This is a genomic window from Pseudoalteromonas sp. MSK9-3, from assembly GCF_003590335.1.
Taxonomy (GTDB): Bacteria; Pseudomonadota; Gammaproteobacteria; order Enterobacterales; family Alteromonadaceae; genus Pseudoalteromonas.
Map to the genome: position 1 here is coordinate 27925 of NZ_MIET01000017.1, position 17363 is coordinate 45287.

Consider the following 17363-nt stretch of genomic DNA (forward strand, 5'->3'; position numbering starts at 1 on the left):
ATAAAAGTTTTATTAATGATTGAGGTTTTATTTAGTTATGGGTGTAGGGAAACTACATTAATTCCTTTTGCATAACTTTATTTTTGTTTTGTTGCTTGCCTTTTTTTTGTAAGTATATATTAATTAAATTTCGGGTTTTTCTCTCTTGTTTTATAGCTTGCAAATAGGTTATCTATAATGGTTTTCTTTATCAAGATGGGTTTTGTACCAAAATAAGTTACTGTTAAGTTCTGAAATTGAAACAATGATCTATTGAAGTTTTCAATCACTTTTGTAATCTAGAATAAAGCTTTTGATGATGTTGTTAAAACATAATAAATTCAGTGTTTTGTTGTTTTTTGTTTATTATGATTTTTAGAATTTAAATTGGTACCCAATGCAGGTATTTATATTTTTGAAAGGATTGTTATGTCTTTAAATGATAATTTTATAGCTATTGAACCAGGATTACTTCACAAAGGTTCTAGTGATGATGTTCTTATTTGTAACCCTAGAAATGCAATATTAAATAGCATTTCAGATCTTCAGTATAATATGCTTGATGATTATTTTAGAGGGTTTTACATTGAGCAGGGTGGCGGTGTTTATAATTATAATGGTGGTTTGTTTTCACTTTGTCCTGAAGGTGTTTTAAAAAGTGTTACTGATTATGATGGAAATCAAGATTGGGTTGATAGTCGTGGAATACCTTTTCAAATAACTGAAAAAGACCAAGCTAATACGGTATTTCCTAATATTGTTAATTGTGCAACATCTCTTGTGATGATAAATGATGCAAAGCATTATTATTTTTATAGAAAATTTCATGAACACGTTCCTGGAGTGATGTTTATGGAGGTGGCTAGGCAAGCTGTTTATTATCATTTATATACACATACAGAGCACCAATGTGGGGAAATTACTCTGACTTTGGATAGCATGAATTCAAAGTTTTTTGCTTATGCAGAGCTAATGTACCCAATTGAGTTAGTAGTCGATGATCTTGCCGATCACCAAAAAGCAAACAAGCCGAAACATATCCATTACCGTGTTTCTTTTTATCAATGTAATAAGTTATTGGCGGTAATTGATTCGAAAGGTGCCGTGATCAAGCTCGGTACCTTCAAAAATATTCGAAACATTGATGTGCCTCATGGCGAGTGGTTTGCACCGCTGATCCGTCAAGATTTAACTGCTGAATTATTGCAAGGGAGTGAATCTACTACGGTAAAACTTGAGCAAGTGTCCACAGATGGCGCCGTTTTTTCAATTGATACGGCAGTTGATTTTGACAATTTGACAGTTTTTAAAGTATCTCTAACTGCCAAGATGTCTTTTCAGGCAGCTGTGACCTCATGTTGTAAAGTACAACAAGGTTACCAGGTTACGTTTGATGAACTGCCTTCTTCAGAAGAACATGCATTACTAGAGATAATCAAGCGTGCGTTCATTCACTCTCCAGAAGTCGCTTTATTGGAGCATGCTTAATTATGAGCCGGGTGATGTATTCTGCTGCAACGAAGTCACTAGATTTTACTGCAAAGTTAAAAGCTAAAAATAGGCTGTACTTCGCACCAATGGGATTTGATTTGTGTGATAACCAAGGCAAACCATTGCCCTCTTTTTTTGAACTTTATCAGTCGCTTATTTTAGGTGGATGCGGGTTTGGGTTTATGGGGAATGCGTCTGTTGATAGTGGCTCTAAATATAATGGAGCTGGGCTCAAGCTGACAACGCAAGCGCATGCTGATGCATTGAAGCCTATCTTTGAGTTTGCAAATAAACACAACTTTTTATTAGGAGCACAGTTGCAGCATTATGGACCGCAAGGCGCTCCAAGCGATGATAATCCTACATTATTGAGCCCTAGCGGAATAGCATCGAGTGCGACGCTGAAAAAGTTTCCATATGCTCAAACTGTTGCGATGGATGAAGCGCAAATTTACGCATGTGTAGAGCAATTTAAGCGTTCAGCTATTTTGGCAAAAAAAGCTGGGGCGAAGCTACTTCAATTGCAAGCATCCAACGGATATTTGATCAGTAGTTTCTTATCGCCAAGAACCAATCAACGAAAAGATGAGTGGGGCGGTAGTGCGCTCGCTCGCGTCAAATTCTTACTCACTATTATAAGAGAGATCAAAACTGCGGTAGGCGATGAGGTGGCGTTGACTATTCGACTGGGTGTGGATGATGGTTTTGGTGAACAAGGTCAGCAAGCCCATTTGCTTGGTGAAGTAGCAGCTGCGATAGAAGAGGCAGGGGCTTCATCCATAGCGTGTTCCGTCGGTGTCAGCGAAACATTTAAGCAGTGTTTTTCCCATCCGCAAGAAATTTTACAGCTGACTCGAGATGCGAGCCGTCACCTTAAGAGATATACCCGCTTACCTGTAGGCTTTACTGGTTCAGTTGACAGTTTAGATACAGCTGAGGCGATTATTGACAGTGGCGATGCAGACTTTGTCGGGTTTGCACGGGCTGTGCTTGCAGATAATGCGCTGATCAAAAAAGAGCTATCAGGTAAACATGACTTGGTTCATCGCTGCCAGTGGGATGCATTGTGTTTTAGAGATAAGAGAGAACCTCGAGCTGAACGTGTGTACTGCTGTGTGAATCCAGCTTATCGACGTCCCGCTCAGTTACAACAATATTATAAGGAAAATTAGGCATGAAGTTTTTAGGTAAAATCGCTTTAGTCGTTGGTGGTACCCGTGGATTGGGACTCACTATTGCAAAGCATATTACAGCACAAGGTGCGGTTTGTTACATCACGGGCCGAAATGTGGAGGACGGTGAACAAGCTGCAAAAGAGCTCGGTGATAACGGACGCTTTGTAATGTGTGATGCAACTGATCTTGGCGCAGTGGAAAACTTATTCAGCATAATTAAACAAGAGCACGGCAAATTAGATTTAGCCGTAAATAACGCAGGCGTGACTACACCACGCTCAGAAATTATCGACTTGGACTACGCCGAATGGAAACGCGTGTTAGAGATCAACTTGCTTGGGCCATTGCTTTGCATGTCACACGAAATGAAATTGATGGCACAAGATGGTGGAGCGATTGTTAATACTTCTTCATGTGCAGGCTTGATGGGAGTGCCACAGCAGAGCGTTTACTCTACGAGTAAAGCGGCATTGAATACGCTGACTCAAGTGGCTGCTATTGAATGTGCACAAGAAACAGAAAATAGAAAACAGATCCGCGTGAATGCGGTATGCCCAGGGCCAACTTTGGGAGGTATGAATACAGAAGAACGACTTAAAGCAAACCCGGAAGGAACCAAGCATAAGTTTAAAGTGACAGCAATGAAGCGATTTGCCCATGCTGATGAAGTGGCATCTGCGGTGACTTGGTTGTTGAGTGATGAGTCTTCTTATATCACTGGTTCAATTGTTCCTGTTGATGGCGGTTATTCTGCCGGTAAGTTTGATTGATCATAAAAAGGGAAGGTCATGAAAAGAGTATTTGTTACTGGCGTGAGCAGCGGGATTGGTGAAGCTTTAGCGTGGAAATATTTGTCTTTGGGTTACGAAGTATATGGTGTATCTAGGCGCACGCCTCATTCTTTGCTCAATGAAGCACATTTTCATTTTAAAAATTTTGACTTAACACACTACCACAAGACGATTGATATTTTTACAGAACAGTTTGCTGTCTTGTTGACTCAAGGTGCAGAGCTGGTTTTTTTGAACGCAGGTATTTCAGGAGATGTACCTAAGCTAGGAGTCGATTTCAATTGTGACGAATTAGAGCAAGTATATGCAGTCAATGTTATGGCAAATAAAGCACTAATGGATTGCTTTTTAGGCGCTCAGCATAAGCCTGCACAGTTTGTTTTTTCTGCTTCTATGGCTGGGGTTAGATTCCGTGAAGGGACGCTCTCATACAGTATGTCTAAAGCAGCGTTAAAGGCATTGGCAGGAGTATATGCTCAGGAACATCCCGATGTATTTTTTGCAGTGATGGGTATGTGCAATGTCAATAGTAGTTTGTCTCGCCAAGTTAGTTTTAGTGAACGAACCAAAGATTTTCCAGCATTGCATGCATTACAACAGCGTGCGCTCAGTGATGGCTATATGGTATCACCATCTCAACGTGCTGATGATGTTTACGACATCATAAATAATGTGGCTGGATATGGACTGAAAACGGGTGTTTTTGCGGACATTAGGGATTTACTGAAATTAAAAACGGAGGTGGCAAATGTCAGTTAATTTAGATGTTGTAGTAGAGACCGCGATTCGCGGACAAGATGCATTATTGGCAGTACCTATTGATACATCACGCGGGAGAAGTACACCGCTGTTCTCAGAGCAAAGCGCGATGGATTCAATTACGTTGGTATCAATCATTGTTGATATCGAGAGTCGTATAAAGGGAATTCTTGGGAAAGACATTATGTTAGCAGATATCAGCGATTTGCCCGAAGGAAGCCAGCCATTCTCAACCATCGGAACATTAATTTCTTACATAGAGACTAGAGTGTCTCAACTGTAAAAGGATAGTTGAATATGAATATTCAGACGTTGATAGAAAAATTTGTAAAGGCGGGTAATGCTCCCGCAATTGTGTCAGATGATCTGACTTGGAGTTACTCTGAGCTGGTAAAAAGGGTAAATATACAACGCAATTTGCTAAATAAAGATGGTATTGAAAATTCGGTAGTACTGTTATGCGCAGACTATGGGCATGAAAGTTTAGCTCTATTGATTGCGCTATGGCAAAACAATAACATCGTGGCTTTGCATAAGAATAAAAGCCCTGAATCACTTGAGAAATTAGCCAAAGTAACAGGTGCAAAGCTTGCGTTAGCCCCGTTTTCAGATGGGACACATTTCAAAGTGGAATGTCAGTTCAATCAGAGGCAACCTGAAATCGTACATTCACTTTTAGGTAAAGCCGAGCCTGGTATTGTGATTTTTTCTTCAGGAACGGCTGGTGAGCCAAAAGGGGTATTACATGCGCTAAACCCCTTGTTAGCGAAATACGGTAATACGAGATCTTGTGGCAAGTTGTTGGCTTTTTTATTGTTTGATCATATGGGAGGTATTGTCACGGTATTACATGCCTTAAGCACACAAGGTACTTTAGTACTACCTAAAGAGCGGACACCCCGTGAAGTGTGCCGCTGTATCGAACGCTTTCAAGTCGAAACGCTACATTTATCACCCACTATGCTTAATTTGGTAGTAAATACAGACTCGTTTAAAGCGCGTGATTTTTCTTCCTTACAGCATATTGATTTTGGCTCTGAGCCAATGTCACAAACGCTTTTAACTCGATTGCAAAAAGCATTTGGTTCTGTGTCGTTTTGTCATACTTATGGCATGTCAGAGTTTGGCCTTTTAATGGGAGATCCTGATCACCCAGACCAAACTGGGGTCAAAGTGGACCCTGAGTACAAACTGCGTGTTGTGGATGGGATCTTACATATCCAAGGCCCAACCTTGATGCAAGGATATATAAATCAAGAGGCCGAATTCACGAATGACGGATATCTGATTACTCAGGATACCGCAGAACTTAAAGATGGTTTTTTAAAAATTACAGGAAGGCGCAGCGATATTATTAATGTTGGTGGCAAAAGCGTGATCCCAAGTCTAGTAGAGAAAAAAATGCTAGAAATTGACAATATTGCTGATGTGTCTGTGTATGGAGAAACTAATCCAATTCTGGGGCAGATCGTAGCGGCATGTTGCTATTTACATGAGCCAGAAGTAGTAGATGAAGTTAAGCAGCGAGTATTTGGCTGTTTGAAAGGTCACTTAAGTGCCGAGCAAATTCCTCGTCTGATCACGATTAGTGACAGCCCTTTAGTGACTGAAAGGTTTAAGAAAGCCAAATCACCAGAAAAAATTGCACATATATAATAAAGGAATAATTAAATGAATAATTTACAAGAAATTAAAACTGAATTAGCTGATATTTTATCAGTTTCTACAGAGCAATTAACCCCTTCACTGGTTCTTGAAGACGACGGTAACTGGGATTCTTTGGCCCATGTGTCGGTCATCGCTATGATCATCAATTTAACAGGCGCGAAATCTACACAACAAGAAATGCAGAAGTTAACTTCAGTACAAGAGATATTCGACTTGATTGCGGAGAAATCATCTGCTGAAACAGCATAGTGATTTATGGGGGGAGCGATTAATGAACTATCAAGAGTCAATAGTGTTGGACTTCGTGCTAGATAGGAAAATAGTACAGAGTGTGCATGATAGCTATGCACTCATTACCAATAACCAAGGAGGTGATAATGCAGTTGCGCACGTTTAATCATGTCGGTATTCATGCTGTGAGCAGCGCATTACCAGAGCATATTGTTGACCAGTCTGAGTTTGCAAAGATGTACGGTGAACAAGAAGTACAACGTATTTGTATGAACACAGGGATTCATTCTAAACGTGTGGTCAAGGATTTTAAAACGTCTCAACTGATGCATTCTGCTTGTGAGAGCTTATTTGATTCTCAAGATATAAAAGCAAAAGATATTGATGCACTTATTACGGTGAGTCAATCTCCTGATAGCTGGAGTCCTGGTGTTGGGTATCAGTTGCATCAAAAGCTAGGGCTTAATGAAGGCTGTTCTATTTTTGATCTCAGTGCAGGCTGTGCGGGCTATATCACTGCGTTAATCCAAGCGTGTGCGCTTATTACCAGTGGAGGTTACAAGAACGTCATTGTGTGCACCGGTGATGTAACCAGTAAATTACTGGATGAAAAAGATAGGCATGTTGCCATGTTATTCGGCGATGGGGCTACGGCTTCGCTGTTGACCGAAGATGTCTGTAGCATGTCATTTATGATCGCAAGTAATGGACAAGGTAGCGATACACTTGGAACACGGTTGTCATATACCGATATGGGCGTCCAGGTGCATGATTTACATATGGATGGAGCTGAGGTAATGAACTTTGCTCTGGCACGCGTACCTGCATTGGTTAGGTCTATTATGTCGGATGTTGAGATAACAACAGACTCCCTAGATATGTTGGTTTTTCACCAAGCTAATGCATTTATGCTTAATTATTTACGGCGAATGTTAAAACTAGAAGAGTCGCAAGTACCAATTGATATTAATGGCATTGGTAATACTAGCTCAAGTTCTATTCCTATTGTGTTGTCACGTAATGAACGGGTGGGAACAGAGCATGCCAAAAATGCCATTTTATGTGGTTTTGGTGTCGGTTTGTCGTGGGGAGCTGTGGTTGTTGATTTGAGTAATACATTACGTATTCCTCCTGTGATTGCATTAGAAAGTGAAGCAAAGTCAACCGCCTAGTTGGCGGCTATACAGTTAAGCTAAGGAGTGTGATGACATGTTTGGTATTACTCGTAGACGAACATTTAAGGCGAAGATTCGAAAGCCAACATGTCTTGCACATTTTGACTTTTATGAATGCCATCGCTCGCAACCGATAAGCGCTACTCCTACAGCACTGATCCGTGCGGCAAAGGAGTTTGATATGCATCAAGATCCTTACATACATGCATTGATGTCGGCTAGGAGGATCCCCGAGCGGATAATTGGTGCCAGAAAAAACAAAGAGTTAGACCCATTCGATTTTAATAGTTTCACGCCACTTTTTGAGGATGAAAACTTACTTTCAATGGGTCTAATTGGCCGGTTTTGGCAGTTAGATATGGGGCTTGTTGAGGTCCCAAATAAAGAAGAATTTGAAGTCTTTGATGATCCTTCATATGCCAAATTAGAGCTGCGTTTTTATGTCGAAGAGCAGGGAAATGGTCAATATATTTTAGTGACAGATACCTGTATTTCTTGCCCTTCAAAAAAAGCAAGATTAACCCTAACGTTTTACTGGCTATTTATTAGATTAGCAAGTGGGTTCATCCGTAAGCGTACCTTGAAAGGTATACAAAAAATGCTCGATAAGAGCAGCCATTTTACTCAAGGATAAATGATGTCGAGTTATCAAGAGCCAGTATTGGCACCTGTTTTAGAATTCTTAAAAAAGCCTCATGGTTTATATATTGATGGGCAAGAGGTTGAGTCTGGTACAGAGCAGACACTGAACATATACAACCCTGCAGATGGTCGTGTTATAGCGACATGTGCCGATGCGACGAAGGCACAAGTAGACCGAGCGGTATCGAGTGCCTGGCAAAGCTTTGTGCAAAAATTTTGGGTTCAGATGCTGCCAGTCCAAAAAGAACGGATTTTACTTAAATTTGCAGATCTCGTAGAGGCGCATGCGGATGAGCTTGCACAGCTTTTGACTCTAGAGCAGGGTAAGTCATTAGGCATGGCAAAAGCGCTGGAAGTAAATTGCGCAGTTCAGTGGATGAGGTATACGGCAGGGTTAGTGACAAAGCACAATGGCCACACGCTAGATGTGTCTATTCCATTTCCAGAAGGCGCGCAGTACAAAGCGTGGACAACAAAAGAGCCAATTGGTGTTGTTGTGGGTGTTGTACCATGTAACTTTCCATTACTTATTGGAGTATGGAAAATACTTCCAGCCCTTGCAGCAGGATGCTCGGTGGTAATTAAACCGTCTGAGACAACGCCTATTACCATGCTTAGGTTAGCTGAGTTAGCCACCTTAGCAGGTGTGCCTGATGGGGTATTCAATGTTGTCACTGGTCAGGGAAGTGGGTGTGGGCAATGGTTGATATCTCACCCCCTGGTAAACAAGGTTAGTTTTACAGGCTCTACAGATATTGGCAAAAAGGTAGCTGTAAGTGCGGCTGCTGATTTAAAAGAGGTGGCGTTGGAATTAGGAGGGAATAACCCGGCTATAGTACTAAAAGATATTGACCCAAACGTGGCTGTTGAAGGGTTACTGGCATCGAGTTTCTTAAATCAAGGCCAAGTATGTGCGGCAAGTTCTCGTATTTATGTTGAGGCACCTTTATTCGATAGTGTCGCATCGCAGTTTGAAGAAGCAATTAAGTCTATGCACATTGGCTCAGGGTTTGACCCACAAGCACAAATAAACCCATTGAGCACTTATGCGCAGCAGAGAGCGGTGGAATCGCACTTGACTCAAATACGAGATCAAGGAGTTGAAATTATCACTGGCCAACAGACTCCACAGGACGGGTTTTATGTTTCACCAACCTTAATCATTAACCCTGAACATAGTGAGCCATTGACTCAAAAAGAGGTATTTGGTCCGGTCATTAATCTCACACGAGTATCGGATGAAAATGAAGCGCTCCAATTGGCAAATGATAGTGATTACGGATTATGTGCCAGTGTATGGACCAATAAACTAGATAAAGCTATGACATATTCCAATGCATTGAAAGCGGGCACCGTCTGGGTGAATAGCCATGCTTTTATTGATCCCAATATGCCATTTGGTGGCATCAAGTTATCTGGGAGTGGCAGAGACTTTGGCGTGAATTGGCTGGATGCTTTTAGCGAAACTAAATCTCTGTGTATTAGATATTAATGTGAACTTATACGTGCCCACAGCACTGCAAGTGCGATGTTACAAGGATTAAAGGAATGAATAAAATGATGAAACCTGAAGACTTTAAAAAGAATCAAGCGAGACCTTTAACAGGTGAAGAGTATTTAGAAAGTTTACGTGACAATAGAGAAATTTACATTAATGGTGAGCGAGTGGAGGATGTCACAACACATCCCGCTTTTCGAAACTCTGCAGCTTCTATGGCAAAGCTATACGATGCTCTACATGATCCTGCATACAAAGATACTCTATGTTGGGAAACAGATACAGGTAATGGAGGTTACACACATAAGTTCTTCCGTTATGCTAAGTCAGCTCAAGAGTTAAAGGAGCAACAAGGTGCAATAGAGCAGTGGGCAAAGCTAACTTATGGTTGGATGGGAAGGACTCCAGATTATAAAGCTGCGTTTGGTAACGTACTTGGCATAAACCCGAGTTTTTATGGTGAATATGAAAACAATGCTCGTACTTGGTATAAGCGTATTCAGGAGTCTTGTTTATATTTAAATCATGCCATTGTTAACCCGCCTATAGATAGACATAAACCGGTTAGTGAAGTCGAAGATGTTTATATTAAAGTGAACCGTGAAACAAAGGATGGAATCTATGTCAGCGGTGCCAAAGTGGTTGCGACCAATTCAGCGCTAACCCATTACACTTTTATCGGTCAGGGTTCTGCTCAAGTGATGGGTGAAAACCCACATATGGCTTTGATGTTTATCTGTGATATGAACGCACCAGGTATGAAATTGATATGTCGAGGTTCATACGAGCAAATGACGACTCATTCAGGTGGTCCATTTGATTACCCTCTATCGAGTCGTTTTGATGAAAATGATGCGATACTCATTCTTGACGACGTGTTTATTCCTAGAGAAAACATCCTCATAAATCAGGATCCTCTGAGATGTAAACGTTGGTTTGTTGAAGGTGGGTTTGGTCAGCTATTTCCGATGCAGGGAGCCATTCGTTTAGGTGTTAAATTAGACTTCCTAACAGGATTGCTTCATAAGTCGTTAGAGTGCACCGGGACGTTAGAGTTTCGGGGAGTCAAAGCAGAAATGGGACAAGTGGTTGGCTGGCGTAATATGATATGGTCCTGTATTCGTGCTATGTATGCTTGTCCTGAATCATGGTACAATGACAGTGTGTTACCTAACGCAGAGGCGATACACACTTATCGTGTTTTCGCGCCACAGGCTTACAATGATCTGCTAAAAATTGTCAAAACGTCTGTTGCGAGTGGACTGATTTATTTGCCGTCTGGCAGCCAAGATATAAAAAATGATTACATTAATAGCTATCTTGAAAAGTACGTACGAGGCTCAAATGGAATTGAATCAACAGAACGGATCAAAATACTCAAGCTGATGTGGGATGCTGTTGGTAGCGAGTTTGGTGGCCGTCATGCGTTATATGAATTGAATTATGCAGGCAGTGCAGAAGAAGTTAAAATGCAATGCTTGGGCCATGCCCAGCGTTCAGGAAGTATGGAGCGCATGATTGATTTGGTCACGGATTGTTTGGCTGATTATGATGTTGATGGCTGGACAGATAAGGCGTCTCATTTAAATCCCATAACGCCTTCTTCTAAAGTCAATGAAATCGGTGAAGCCACTACAGTCGATGCAGTCGCTTAAGCCGAGAAACAATGTAATAAGGCATATTTTATGCCTTATTACGACAGGCTTTTACCCTGCTTTACTCAAAATAGCGCTAAGATTTGAATGTTTATCTTGCTCTTGTAGAGTTTGAACAAGAAAGTCGATAAACCTTCGCACTCGAGGTGTCTGATAACTGCGTGACAGGTATACAGCCCACAGTGAAAAATGCCAATTTGTGTAACTACTCAATACAGGGATCAATTGACCACTTTCAATATAAGGCGCTGCAATATCATATGGAGCTTTTACTATGCCATGGTCATGCAGTGCTGAATTCAAGAGTATTTCCACTGAATTAGCTTTAACATTTCCACTGACTTTTACCGTGAAGTTTTCTTCATTCGCTTGAAATTGCCAATCTACACTATCCATATGAATAAGGCAGTTGTGCTTGATGAGCTCTTTGGGGTGTGTTGGGTTACCGTGTTTTTCAAGGTAGCGAGGGGATGCGCATAAGAGTGCGCCTAATTGCAATAGTTTACGAGCGATGAGGTTCTCGTCAGGTAGTTCAGTGAAGCGTAAAGCTATATCTACCCTGTCCGCAACTAAATCAGTCATTTTATCGGAAGCAAGGATGTTGATAGATACTTCAGGGTGCTCGTGAGTAAACCCTTCTACGATGGGTAGTAGAGATTGGTTGGCAAAGCCAATAGGAGAGGCAATGCGCAATTCACCGTAAAGCTGGGTTGATTGCGCTTGAGCTTGAGACTGTAATGCATTGAACTCGTCCATAATACGTTCAAAGTACCTTAACGCCGTTTGCCCTGCTGGCGTTAAACTGACTTGCCGTGTAGTTCTGTGCAGCAGTCGCTGGTGGAGCCATGATTCAAGTTCTTGAACATGCCTAGACACTTGTAAACGACCTATTTGCAATTGCTTTGCCGCTTCGGTAAAGCTATTTTGCTTTGTGACTTCGACAAAGCTTTTAATGGCTATAAACTTATCCACACTCTTTCCCAAATTATAATTATTTTCATGGCTCGGCTATAATACGGTCTCCTAATTATTGATTCAATCAAAATGCCATTGAATATGTAAAAATACGACCAATTATTTAGATTGTTTATGGTTGGAGGGAAATGGGAGTTATTTTGAAATTACTATGGGCATTAAATTAGTTTTAAATTAAATGAGGTTTGTGTGTTTTTTCTTTTTTAATCAGTGTTTTTATGGTTTTTTATTTTTTATATTATAACATGCAAATGTTGCTTGTGTTTTTGGTTTTTATTAAACTTTTTAGATTGGTTTAATTTGAGTTATTACATTATTGTTATTTTTAATATATGAAAACTAAGAAAGTCAAAAATGATTGTGCCGTTTTTTGCGTTTAATTATTGAGCTTTACGTTGTTGACCCAGATATCAATTATGAATCTATGTTGTATGATCCTGTTGTTATGAATTGTTCGGTGTCGCTAGAAAAGCGTTCTGTTAACGCTACGATTTAATTTTATAATTTTTATTTTTTGTAGTGTCATCAGGTGCGGGCTGCAGGTTTCTATGGTGTGAAGCCTGTGCTGAGTGAGTTCATCAATGAGCGGCTGAGTTATATACAAGAAAGGCTATCACATATGATCCAGATAAAACTGATCTAAAAAGGTGGAGATGTGAGTGATAAGATAAACGAAGTACAAATAAGGTGCGTGCTTTTCGCTAATTTATAATTTAAGCAGTAAATGTGTCATTCAAAATAAATAAAATAAGAATTGGGAAGGTTAGAGTGTTATTAACTTTGCTGTGGTTGTTTTTATCTTGTTGTGTTCATATTCACCACGTTAATATGATTTTCAATTTCGGGGTATTGTATCGAAATAAGATGTAATGTGTATCTCATTGTCTCATTTATTGCTACGTATATAAAAATTACACTATGTCATGTTTTTAATATTATAAATAAAGGTGGTAATAAATGAATATTGCAATTGTAGGTGCGGCAGGTTGGTTAGGTAATGAAATATTACAAGAAGCAAAGAGACGTGGACATAAGATCATCGCATTAGTAAGAGATCCAGCAAAAATCAAAGATACAGATGTTGACGTGAGGTCGTTTGATGTGACTGATCAAACCAACTCGTTAGCTGATGCGGTCTCTGGTGCCGATGTCGTTATTTCTTCTGTATCTGGCCGTAGCAATGGAGACCATACTATTTTTGCTAAAGCCGCACAGCGCTATTTAAATGAATTGCCCAGCACAGAGGTTTCTAAACTCATATGGGTTGGTGGCGCAGGAAGTTTAGAAGTAGCTCCGGGAGTCAAATTGGTCACTGTGCCTGACTTCCCTGCTGAATATAAAGAAGAAGCATTGGGTATGTCAGATGCGTTGGATGTGTTTCAAAATACAAGCAGTGATTTAAATTGGACTTTTGTTTCGCCCGCAGCAATTATATTTCCTGGTGAACAGACTCAAAAATATCGTATTGGCCAAGATGCTCTGCTAACGGATGAAAATGGTGATAGTAAAATATCTGATTCGGACTACGCATGGGCCCTATTAGATATTTTAGAGAAAAACCTACAACCAAAGCAACGTATTGGGGTTGCATACTAATTGATACATCAGCTTAATTTTAGCGCACTCACGAAAGTATTTTTATTATATAATACCTTCCATTAGGCCACTTTGATGTGGCCTTGTTTGTCATCTTGCTTCTACTTATCTGACTATCCCTATCTAATTTTGTACAAAATGCGTGTTCTATGCACTAAATTAGCCCTTTTAGAGTGGTTTTTATTGACAGGTTAATCTTTGCTCATTAAAATTCGGCCACCCATTTATTCGTTCAAAGCTTAGAATGAAAAATTGGGCCAGATTTTTTTATTTTTCAGCAGTAATTTTAACTAATCAGGAGCTATTTAATGGCAACTATTAACCAGCTAGTGCGTAAGCCACGTCGTAGCAAAGTTACTAAAAGTAACTCAGCCGCGCTTAAAGCTTGTCCGCAAAAGCGTGGTGTATGTACTCGCGTATATACAACTACACCTAAGAAACCAAACTCAGCATTACGTAAAGTAGCGCGTGTACGTTTAACTAACGGTTTCGAAGTTACATCATACATCGGTGGTGAAGGTCACAACCTTCAAGAGCACAGTGTAATCCTAATCCGTGGTGGTCGTGTTAAAGATTTACCAGGTGTGCGTTTCCACACAGTACGTGGTGCACTTGACTGTGCAGGCGTAAACGACCGTAGACAGGCTCGTTCTAAATACGGTGCAAAACGCCCTAAGGGCTAATGGTTCTCCGTTAGTAAGGCCAAGCACTTAAGTTTTAATTTTTAAATAATTTGTTTTGGGGAATCGTTTTAAATAACGAACCTGAAGATACCGGAGATATAAAATGCCTAGAAGACGCGTAATAGGTCAACGTAAAATTCTTCCAGATCCTAAGTTCGGATCGGAACTTCTTGCTAAATTCGTTAACGTAGTAATGTTAGACGGCAAGAAATCTACTGCTGAAAAAATCGTATACGGTGCGTTAAACGTGGCTGCTGAGAAATCAGGTAAGTCGCACCTTGAAATCTTTGAGTCTGCACTTGAAAATGTACGTCCAACGGTAGAGGTTAAATCTCGCCGTGTTGGTGGTTCTACATACCAAGTACCAGTTGAAGTACGTCCAGTTCGTCGTAACGCATTAGGTATGCGTTGGTTAGTTGACGCTGCACGTAAGCGTGGCGAGAAGTCTATGGGCCTTCGTTTGGCTCAAGAAATCGTTGACGCTGCTGATAACAAAGGCACTGCGGTTAAGAAACGTGAAGACGTTCACCGTATGGCTGAAGCGAACAAAGCATTCGCTCATTACCGTTGGTAATCTGCTAAGACCCTTTAAGAGGATAATATGGCACGTACAACTCCTATTGAGCGCTACCGCAACATCGGTATTTGTGCTCACGTAGATGCAGGGAAAACCACCACAACAGAACGAGTTCTGTTCTACACAGGTCTGTCTCATAAGATCGGTGAAGTTCATGATGGTGCTGCAACTATGGACTGGATGGAGCAAGAGCAGGAGCGTGGTATTACCATTACTTCTGCTGCGACCACGTGTTTCTGGAAAGGCATGGAAAGTCAATTTGACGACCATCGTATCAATATTATTGATACGCCAGGACACGTAGACTTCACCATTGAAGTAGAGCGTTCTTTACGCGTACTTGATGGTGCGGTTGTGGTGTTATGTGCTTCATCAGGTGTGCAGCCACAGACAGAAACTGTTTGGCGTCAGGCGAACAAATACGAAGTACCTCGCATGGTCTTCGTAAATAAAATGGATCGCACTGGTGCTGACTTTTTAGCTGTCGTGGAGCAGGTTGAAACGCGCCTTGGCGCGACACCTGTGCCTATTCAGTTACCAATTGGTGCTGAAGACGAATTTAAAGGCGTTATTGATCTCATAAAAATGAAAGCCATAAACTGGAATCAAGAAGACCAGGGTATGACGTTTACATATGAAGAGATCCCAGCAGACCTTCAGGATTTAGCCGAAGAATGGCGCGCTCACATGGTTGAGAGTGCTGCTGAGGCTACTGAAGAGCTAATGGACAAATATCTAGAAGACGGTGAGTTGACTGAAGAAGAGATTAAATCTGCACTTCGTCAACGTACATTGGCCAGTGAAATTGTGCCAATGACATGCGGTAGTGCATTCAAGAACAAAGGTGTTCAAGCTGTGCTTGACGCTGTTGTTGAATTCATGCCGTCACCTACAGAGGTTAAAGAAATTCAAGGTGTGTTGGAAGATGAGTCTGAAGACACCCGTGCCGCAGATGACAGTGCGCCGTTCTCGGCGTTGGCATTTAAAATTGCCACTGACCCATTTGTTGGTACTTTAACCTTTTTCCGTGTTTACTCTGGTACTATTAAACAGGGTGACGCGGTTTACAACCCAATTAAAGGCAAAAAAGAGCGTTTGGGCCGTATAGTTCAAATGCACGCTAATTCTCGTGAAGAGATCAAAGAAGTACGCGCTGGCGACATCGCGGCGGCGATTGGTCTGAAAGATGTCACTACGGGTGACACAATATGTTCACAAGAAGCTGTTATTACTTTAGAGCGCATGGAATTTCCTGAGCCAGTAATTTCAGTCGCGGTTGAGCCAAGAACGGTGGCTGACCAAGACAAAATGGGTCTCGCGCTAAATAAATTAGCGGCAGAAGATCCATCGTTCCGTGTTGAAACGAACGAGGAATCAGGCCAAACGATCATCTCTGGTATGGGTGAACTTCACCTTGATATCATAGTTGAACGTATGAAACGTGAATTCAACGTTCAATGTAACGTTGGTAAACCTCAAGTGGCATACCGAGAGACAATTTGTAGCTCGGTAGAAGCGGAAGGTAAATTCGTACGTCAATCTGGTGGTCGCGGTCAATATGGTCACGTTAAGCTCAAGCTTGAACCAATGGATATTTCTGATGATGAGGCACCAACTTATGAATTCGTCAATGAAATCGTAGGTGGCTCAGTACCAAAAGAATATATTCCAGCGGTTGATAAAGGCATTCAAGAACAGATGCGTCAAGGTGTCCTTGCCGGTTATCCGTTGTTGGGTGTTAAAGCGACATTATTTGATGGCTCATTTCATGATGTAGACTCAAACGAAATGGCGTTTAAAATTGCCGGATCAATAGGTTTTAAAAACGGGGCGCTTGAAGCGAATCCTGTTATTATGGAACCTGTGATGAAGGTTGAGGTTATCACCCCTGATACAAACATGGGTGATGTAGTAGGTGACTTAAATCGTCGTCGTGGCATAATTGAAGGCATGGAAGAAGCATTTGGTGGCTTAAAGCAAGTTAATGCACAAGTCCCGCTTTCTGAAATGTTTGGTTATGCGACCGATCTTCGCTCCGCTACACAAGGCCGTGCTTCATACTCAATGGAATTTTCCAAGTATGCTGAAGCCGGAAAAAATGTAGCAGAAACAATAATTGCAGCTCGCGCTGTTAAGTAATTTTAGTTCGGTCCGGTCTCTAAGGGCTGGACTTTAATTTCTTTATAGGAATTTTTAAGATGGCAAAAGAAAAGTTTGAACGCGTAAAACCGCACGTAAACGTTGGTACAATCGGCCACGTTGACCACGGTAAAACAACCCTAACTGCAGCAATCACTAACGTACATGCAAAAGTATACGGTGGTGAAGCAAAAGACTTCGCAGCAATCGATAACGCTCCAGAAGAGCGTGAGCGTGGTATCACAATTTCAACGTCTCACGTTGAGTACGATACACCGACTCGTCACTACGCACACGTAGATTGTCCAGGACACGCGGATTATGTTAAA

Annotated in this window: 18 protein-coding genes; 17 read left to right on the top strand and 1 reads right to left on the bottom strand. The window is 41.1% G+C overall.

From position 1 onward, the window contains the following. The first annotated feature begins 408 nt into the window (after positions 1-408). The 12 genes from BGP78_RS06685 to hpaB all read left to right on the top strand — a co-directional run bounded on the left by BGP78_RS06685 (position 409) and on the right by hpaB (position 11064). Positions 409-1467: an AfsA-related hotdog domain-containing protein gene (locus BGP78_RS06685; RefSeq protein ID WP_119860672.1), complete on the top strand. Its 1059-nt coding sequence runs from the start codon at positions 409-411 to the stop codon at positions 1465-1467. Between the two features lie 2 nt (positions 1468-1469). Further along, positions 1470-2642: an NADH:flavin oxidoreductase gene (locus tag BGP78_RS06690; protein ID WP_119860673.1), complete on the top strand. Its 1173-nt coding sequence runs from the start codon at positions 1470-1472 to the stop codon at positions 2640-2642. A gap of 2 nt (positions 2643-2644) precedes the next feature. Next, complete coding sequence (locus BGP78_RS06695; RefSeq protein WP_119860674.1) at positions 2645-3415, top strand: SDR family NAD(P)-dependent oxidoreductase; 771 nt, start codon at positions 2645-2647, stop codon at positions 3413-3415. Positions 3416-3433: 18 nt separating this feature from the next. Then, entirely contained in the window at positions 3434-4195 is a 762-nt protein-coding gene (locus BGP78_RS06700; protein WP_119860675.1) for an SDR family oxidoreductase, read from the top strand. Further along, positions 4185-4478 carry a hypothetical protein gene (locus BGP78_RS06705; RefSeq protein ID WP_119860676.1) on the top strand — a complete coding sequence of 98 codons (294 nt, stop codon included), beginning with the start codon at positions 4185-4187 and terminating at the stop codon, positions 4476-4478. Before BGP78_RS06700 ends, BGP78_RS06705 begins: the two co-directional genes overlap by 11 nt. A gap of 14 nt (positions 4479-4492) precedes the next feature. Beyond that, positions 4493-5851, top strand: a complete 1359-nt coding sequence (locus tag BGP78_RS06710; protein ID WP_119860677.1) for a class I adenylate-forming enzyme family protein — start codon at positions 4493-4495, stop codon at positions 5849-5851. Positions 5852-5866: 15 nt separating this feature from the next. Beyond that, positions 5867-6112: an acyl carrier protein gene (locus BGP78_RS06715; RefSeq protein ID WP_119860678.1), complete on the top strand. Its 246-nt coding sequence runs from the start codon at positions 5867-5869 to the stop codon at positions 6110-6112. 22 nt (positions 6113-6134) lie between these two features. Then, positions 6135-6260, top strand: coding sequence for a hypothetical protein (locus BGP78_RS22860; protein ID WP_259386208.1), 126 nt, complete (start codon positions 6135-6137; stop codon positions 6258-6260). Continuing rightward, positions 6241-7266, top strand: a complete 1026-nt coding sequence (locus tag BGP78_RS06720) for a 3-oxoacyl-ACP synthase III family protein (RefSeq protein ID WP_182912238.1) — start codon at positions 6241-6243, stop codon at positions 7264-7266. Before BGP78_RS22860 ends, BGP78_RS06720 begins: the two co-directional genes overlap by 20 nt. Positions 7267-7303: 37 nt before the next feature. Next, the gene (locus BGP78_RS06725) at positions 7304-7903 is read left to right on the top strand and encodes a hypothetical protein (protein WP_119860680.1); all 600 of its coding nucleotides are present in this window, start codon (positions 7304-7306) and stop codon (positions 7901-7903) included. Between the two features lie 3 nt (positions 7904-7906). Then, entirely contained in the window at positions 7907-9403 is a 1497-nt protein-coding gene (locus tag BGP78_RS06730) for an aldehyde dehydrogenase family protein (protein ID WP_119860681.1), read from the top strand. Positions 9404-9468: 65 nt separating this feature from the next. Beyond that, complete coding sequence (hpaB, locus tag BGP78_RS06735; RefSeq protein WP_220475513.1) at positions 9469-11064, top strand: 4-hydroxyphenylacetate 3-monooxygenase, oxygenase component; 1596 nt, start codon at positions 9469-9471, stop codon at positions 11062-11064. A 51-nt stretch (positions 11065-11115) separates the two neighbouring features. Here hpaB and BGP78_RS06740 read toward each other — a convergent pair whose 3' ends face one another. Then, complete coding sequence (locus tag BGP78_RS06740) at positions 11116-12036, bottom strand: LysR family transcriptional regulator (protein ID WP_119860682.1); 921 nt, start codon at positions 12034-12036, stop codon at positions 11116-11118. Between the two features lie 960 nt (positions 12037-12996). On the opposite strand from BGP78_RS06740, the gene BGP78_RS06745 reads away from it, so the two are divergent. From BGP78_RS06745 to BGP78_RS06765, 5 genes are all read left to right on the top strand, one after another. Then, the gene (locus BGP78_RS06745) at positions 12997-13635 is read left to right on the top strand and encodes an NAD(P)-dependent oxidoreductase (RefSeq protein ID WP_119860683.1); all 639 of its coding nucleotides are present in this window, start codon (positions 12997-12999) and stop codon (positions 13633-13635) included. Between the two features lie 308 nt (positions 13636-13943). Next, on the top strand, positions 13944-14318 hold the full coding sequence (gene rpsL / locus BGP78_RS06750; RefSeq protein WP_010367657.1) for a 30S ribosomal protein S12: 375 nt from the start codon (positions 13944-13946) through the stop codon (positions 14316-14318). Positions 14319-14421: 103 nt separating this feature from the next. Then, positions 14422-14892 carry a 30S ribosomal protein S7 gene (gene rpsG / locus BGP78_RS06755; RefSeq protein ID WP_010367661.1) on the top strand — a complete coding sequence of 157 codons (471 nt, stop codon included), beginning with the start codon at positions 14422-14424 and terminating at the stop codon, positions 14890-14892. A gap of 27 nt (positions 14893-14919) precedes the next feature. Then, positions 14920-17034, top strand: coding sequence for an elongation factor G (gene fusA / locus BGP78_RS06760; protein ID WP_119860684.1), 2115 nt, complete (start codon positions 14920-14922; stop codon positions 17032-17034). A 59-nt stretch (positions 17035-17093) separates the two neighbouring features. After that, on the top strand, positions 17094-17363 hold a 270-nt coding region (locus BGP78_RS06765; RefSeq protein WP_259386210.1), incomplete at its 3' end, for a GTP-binding protein.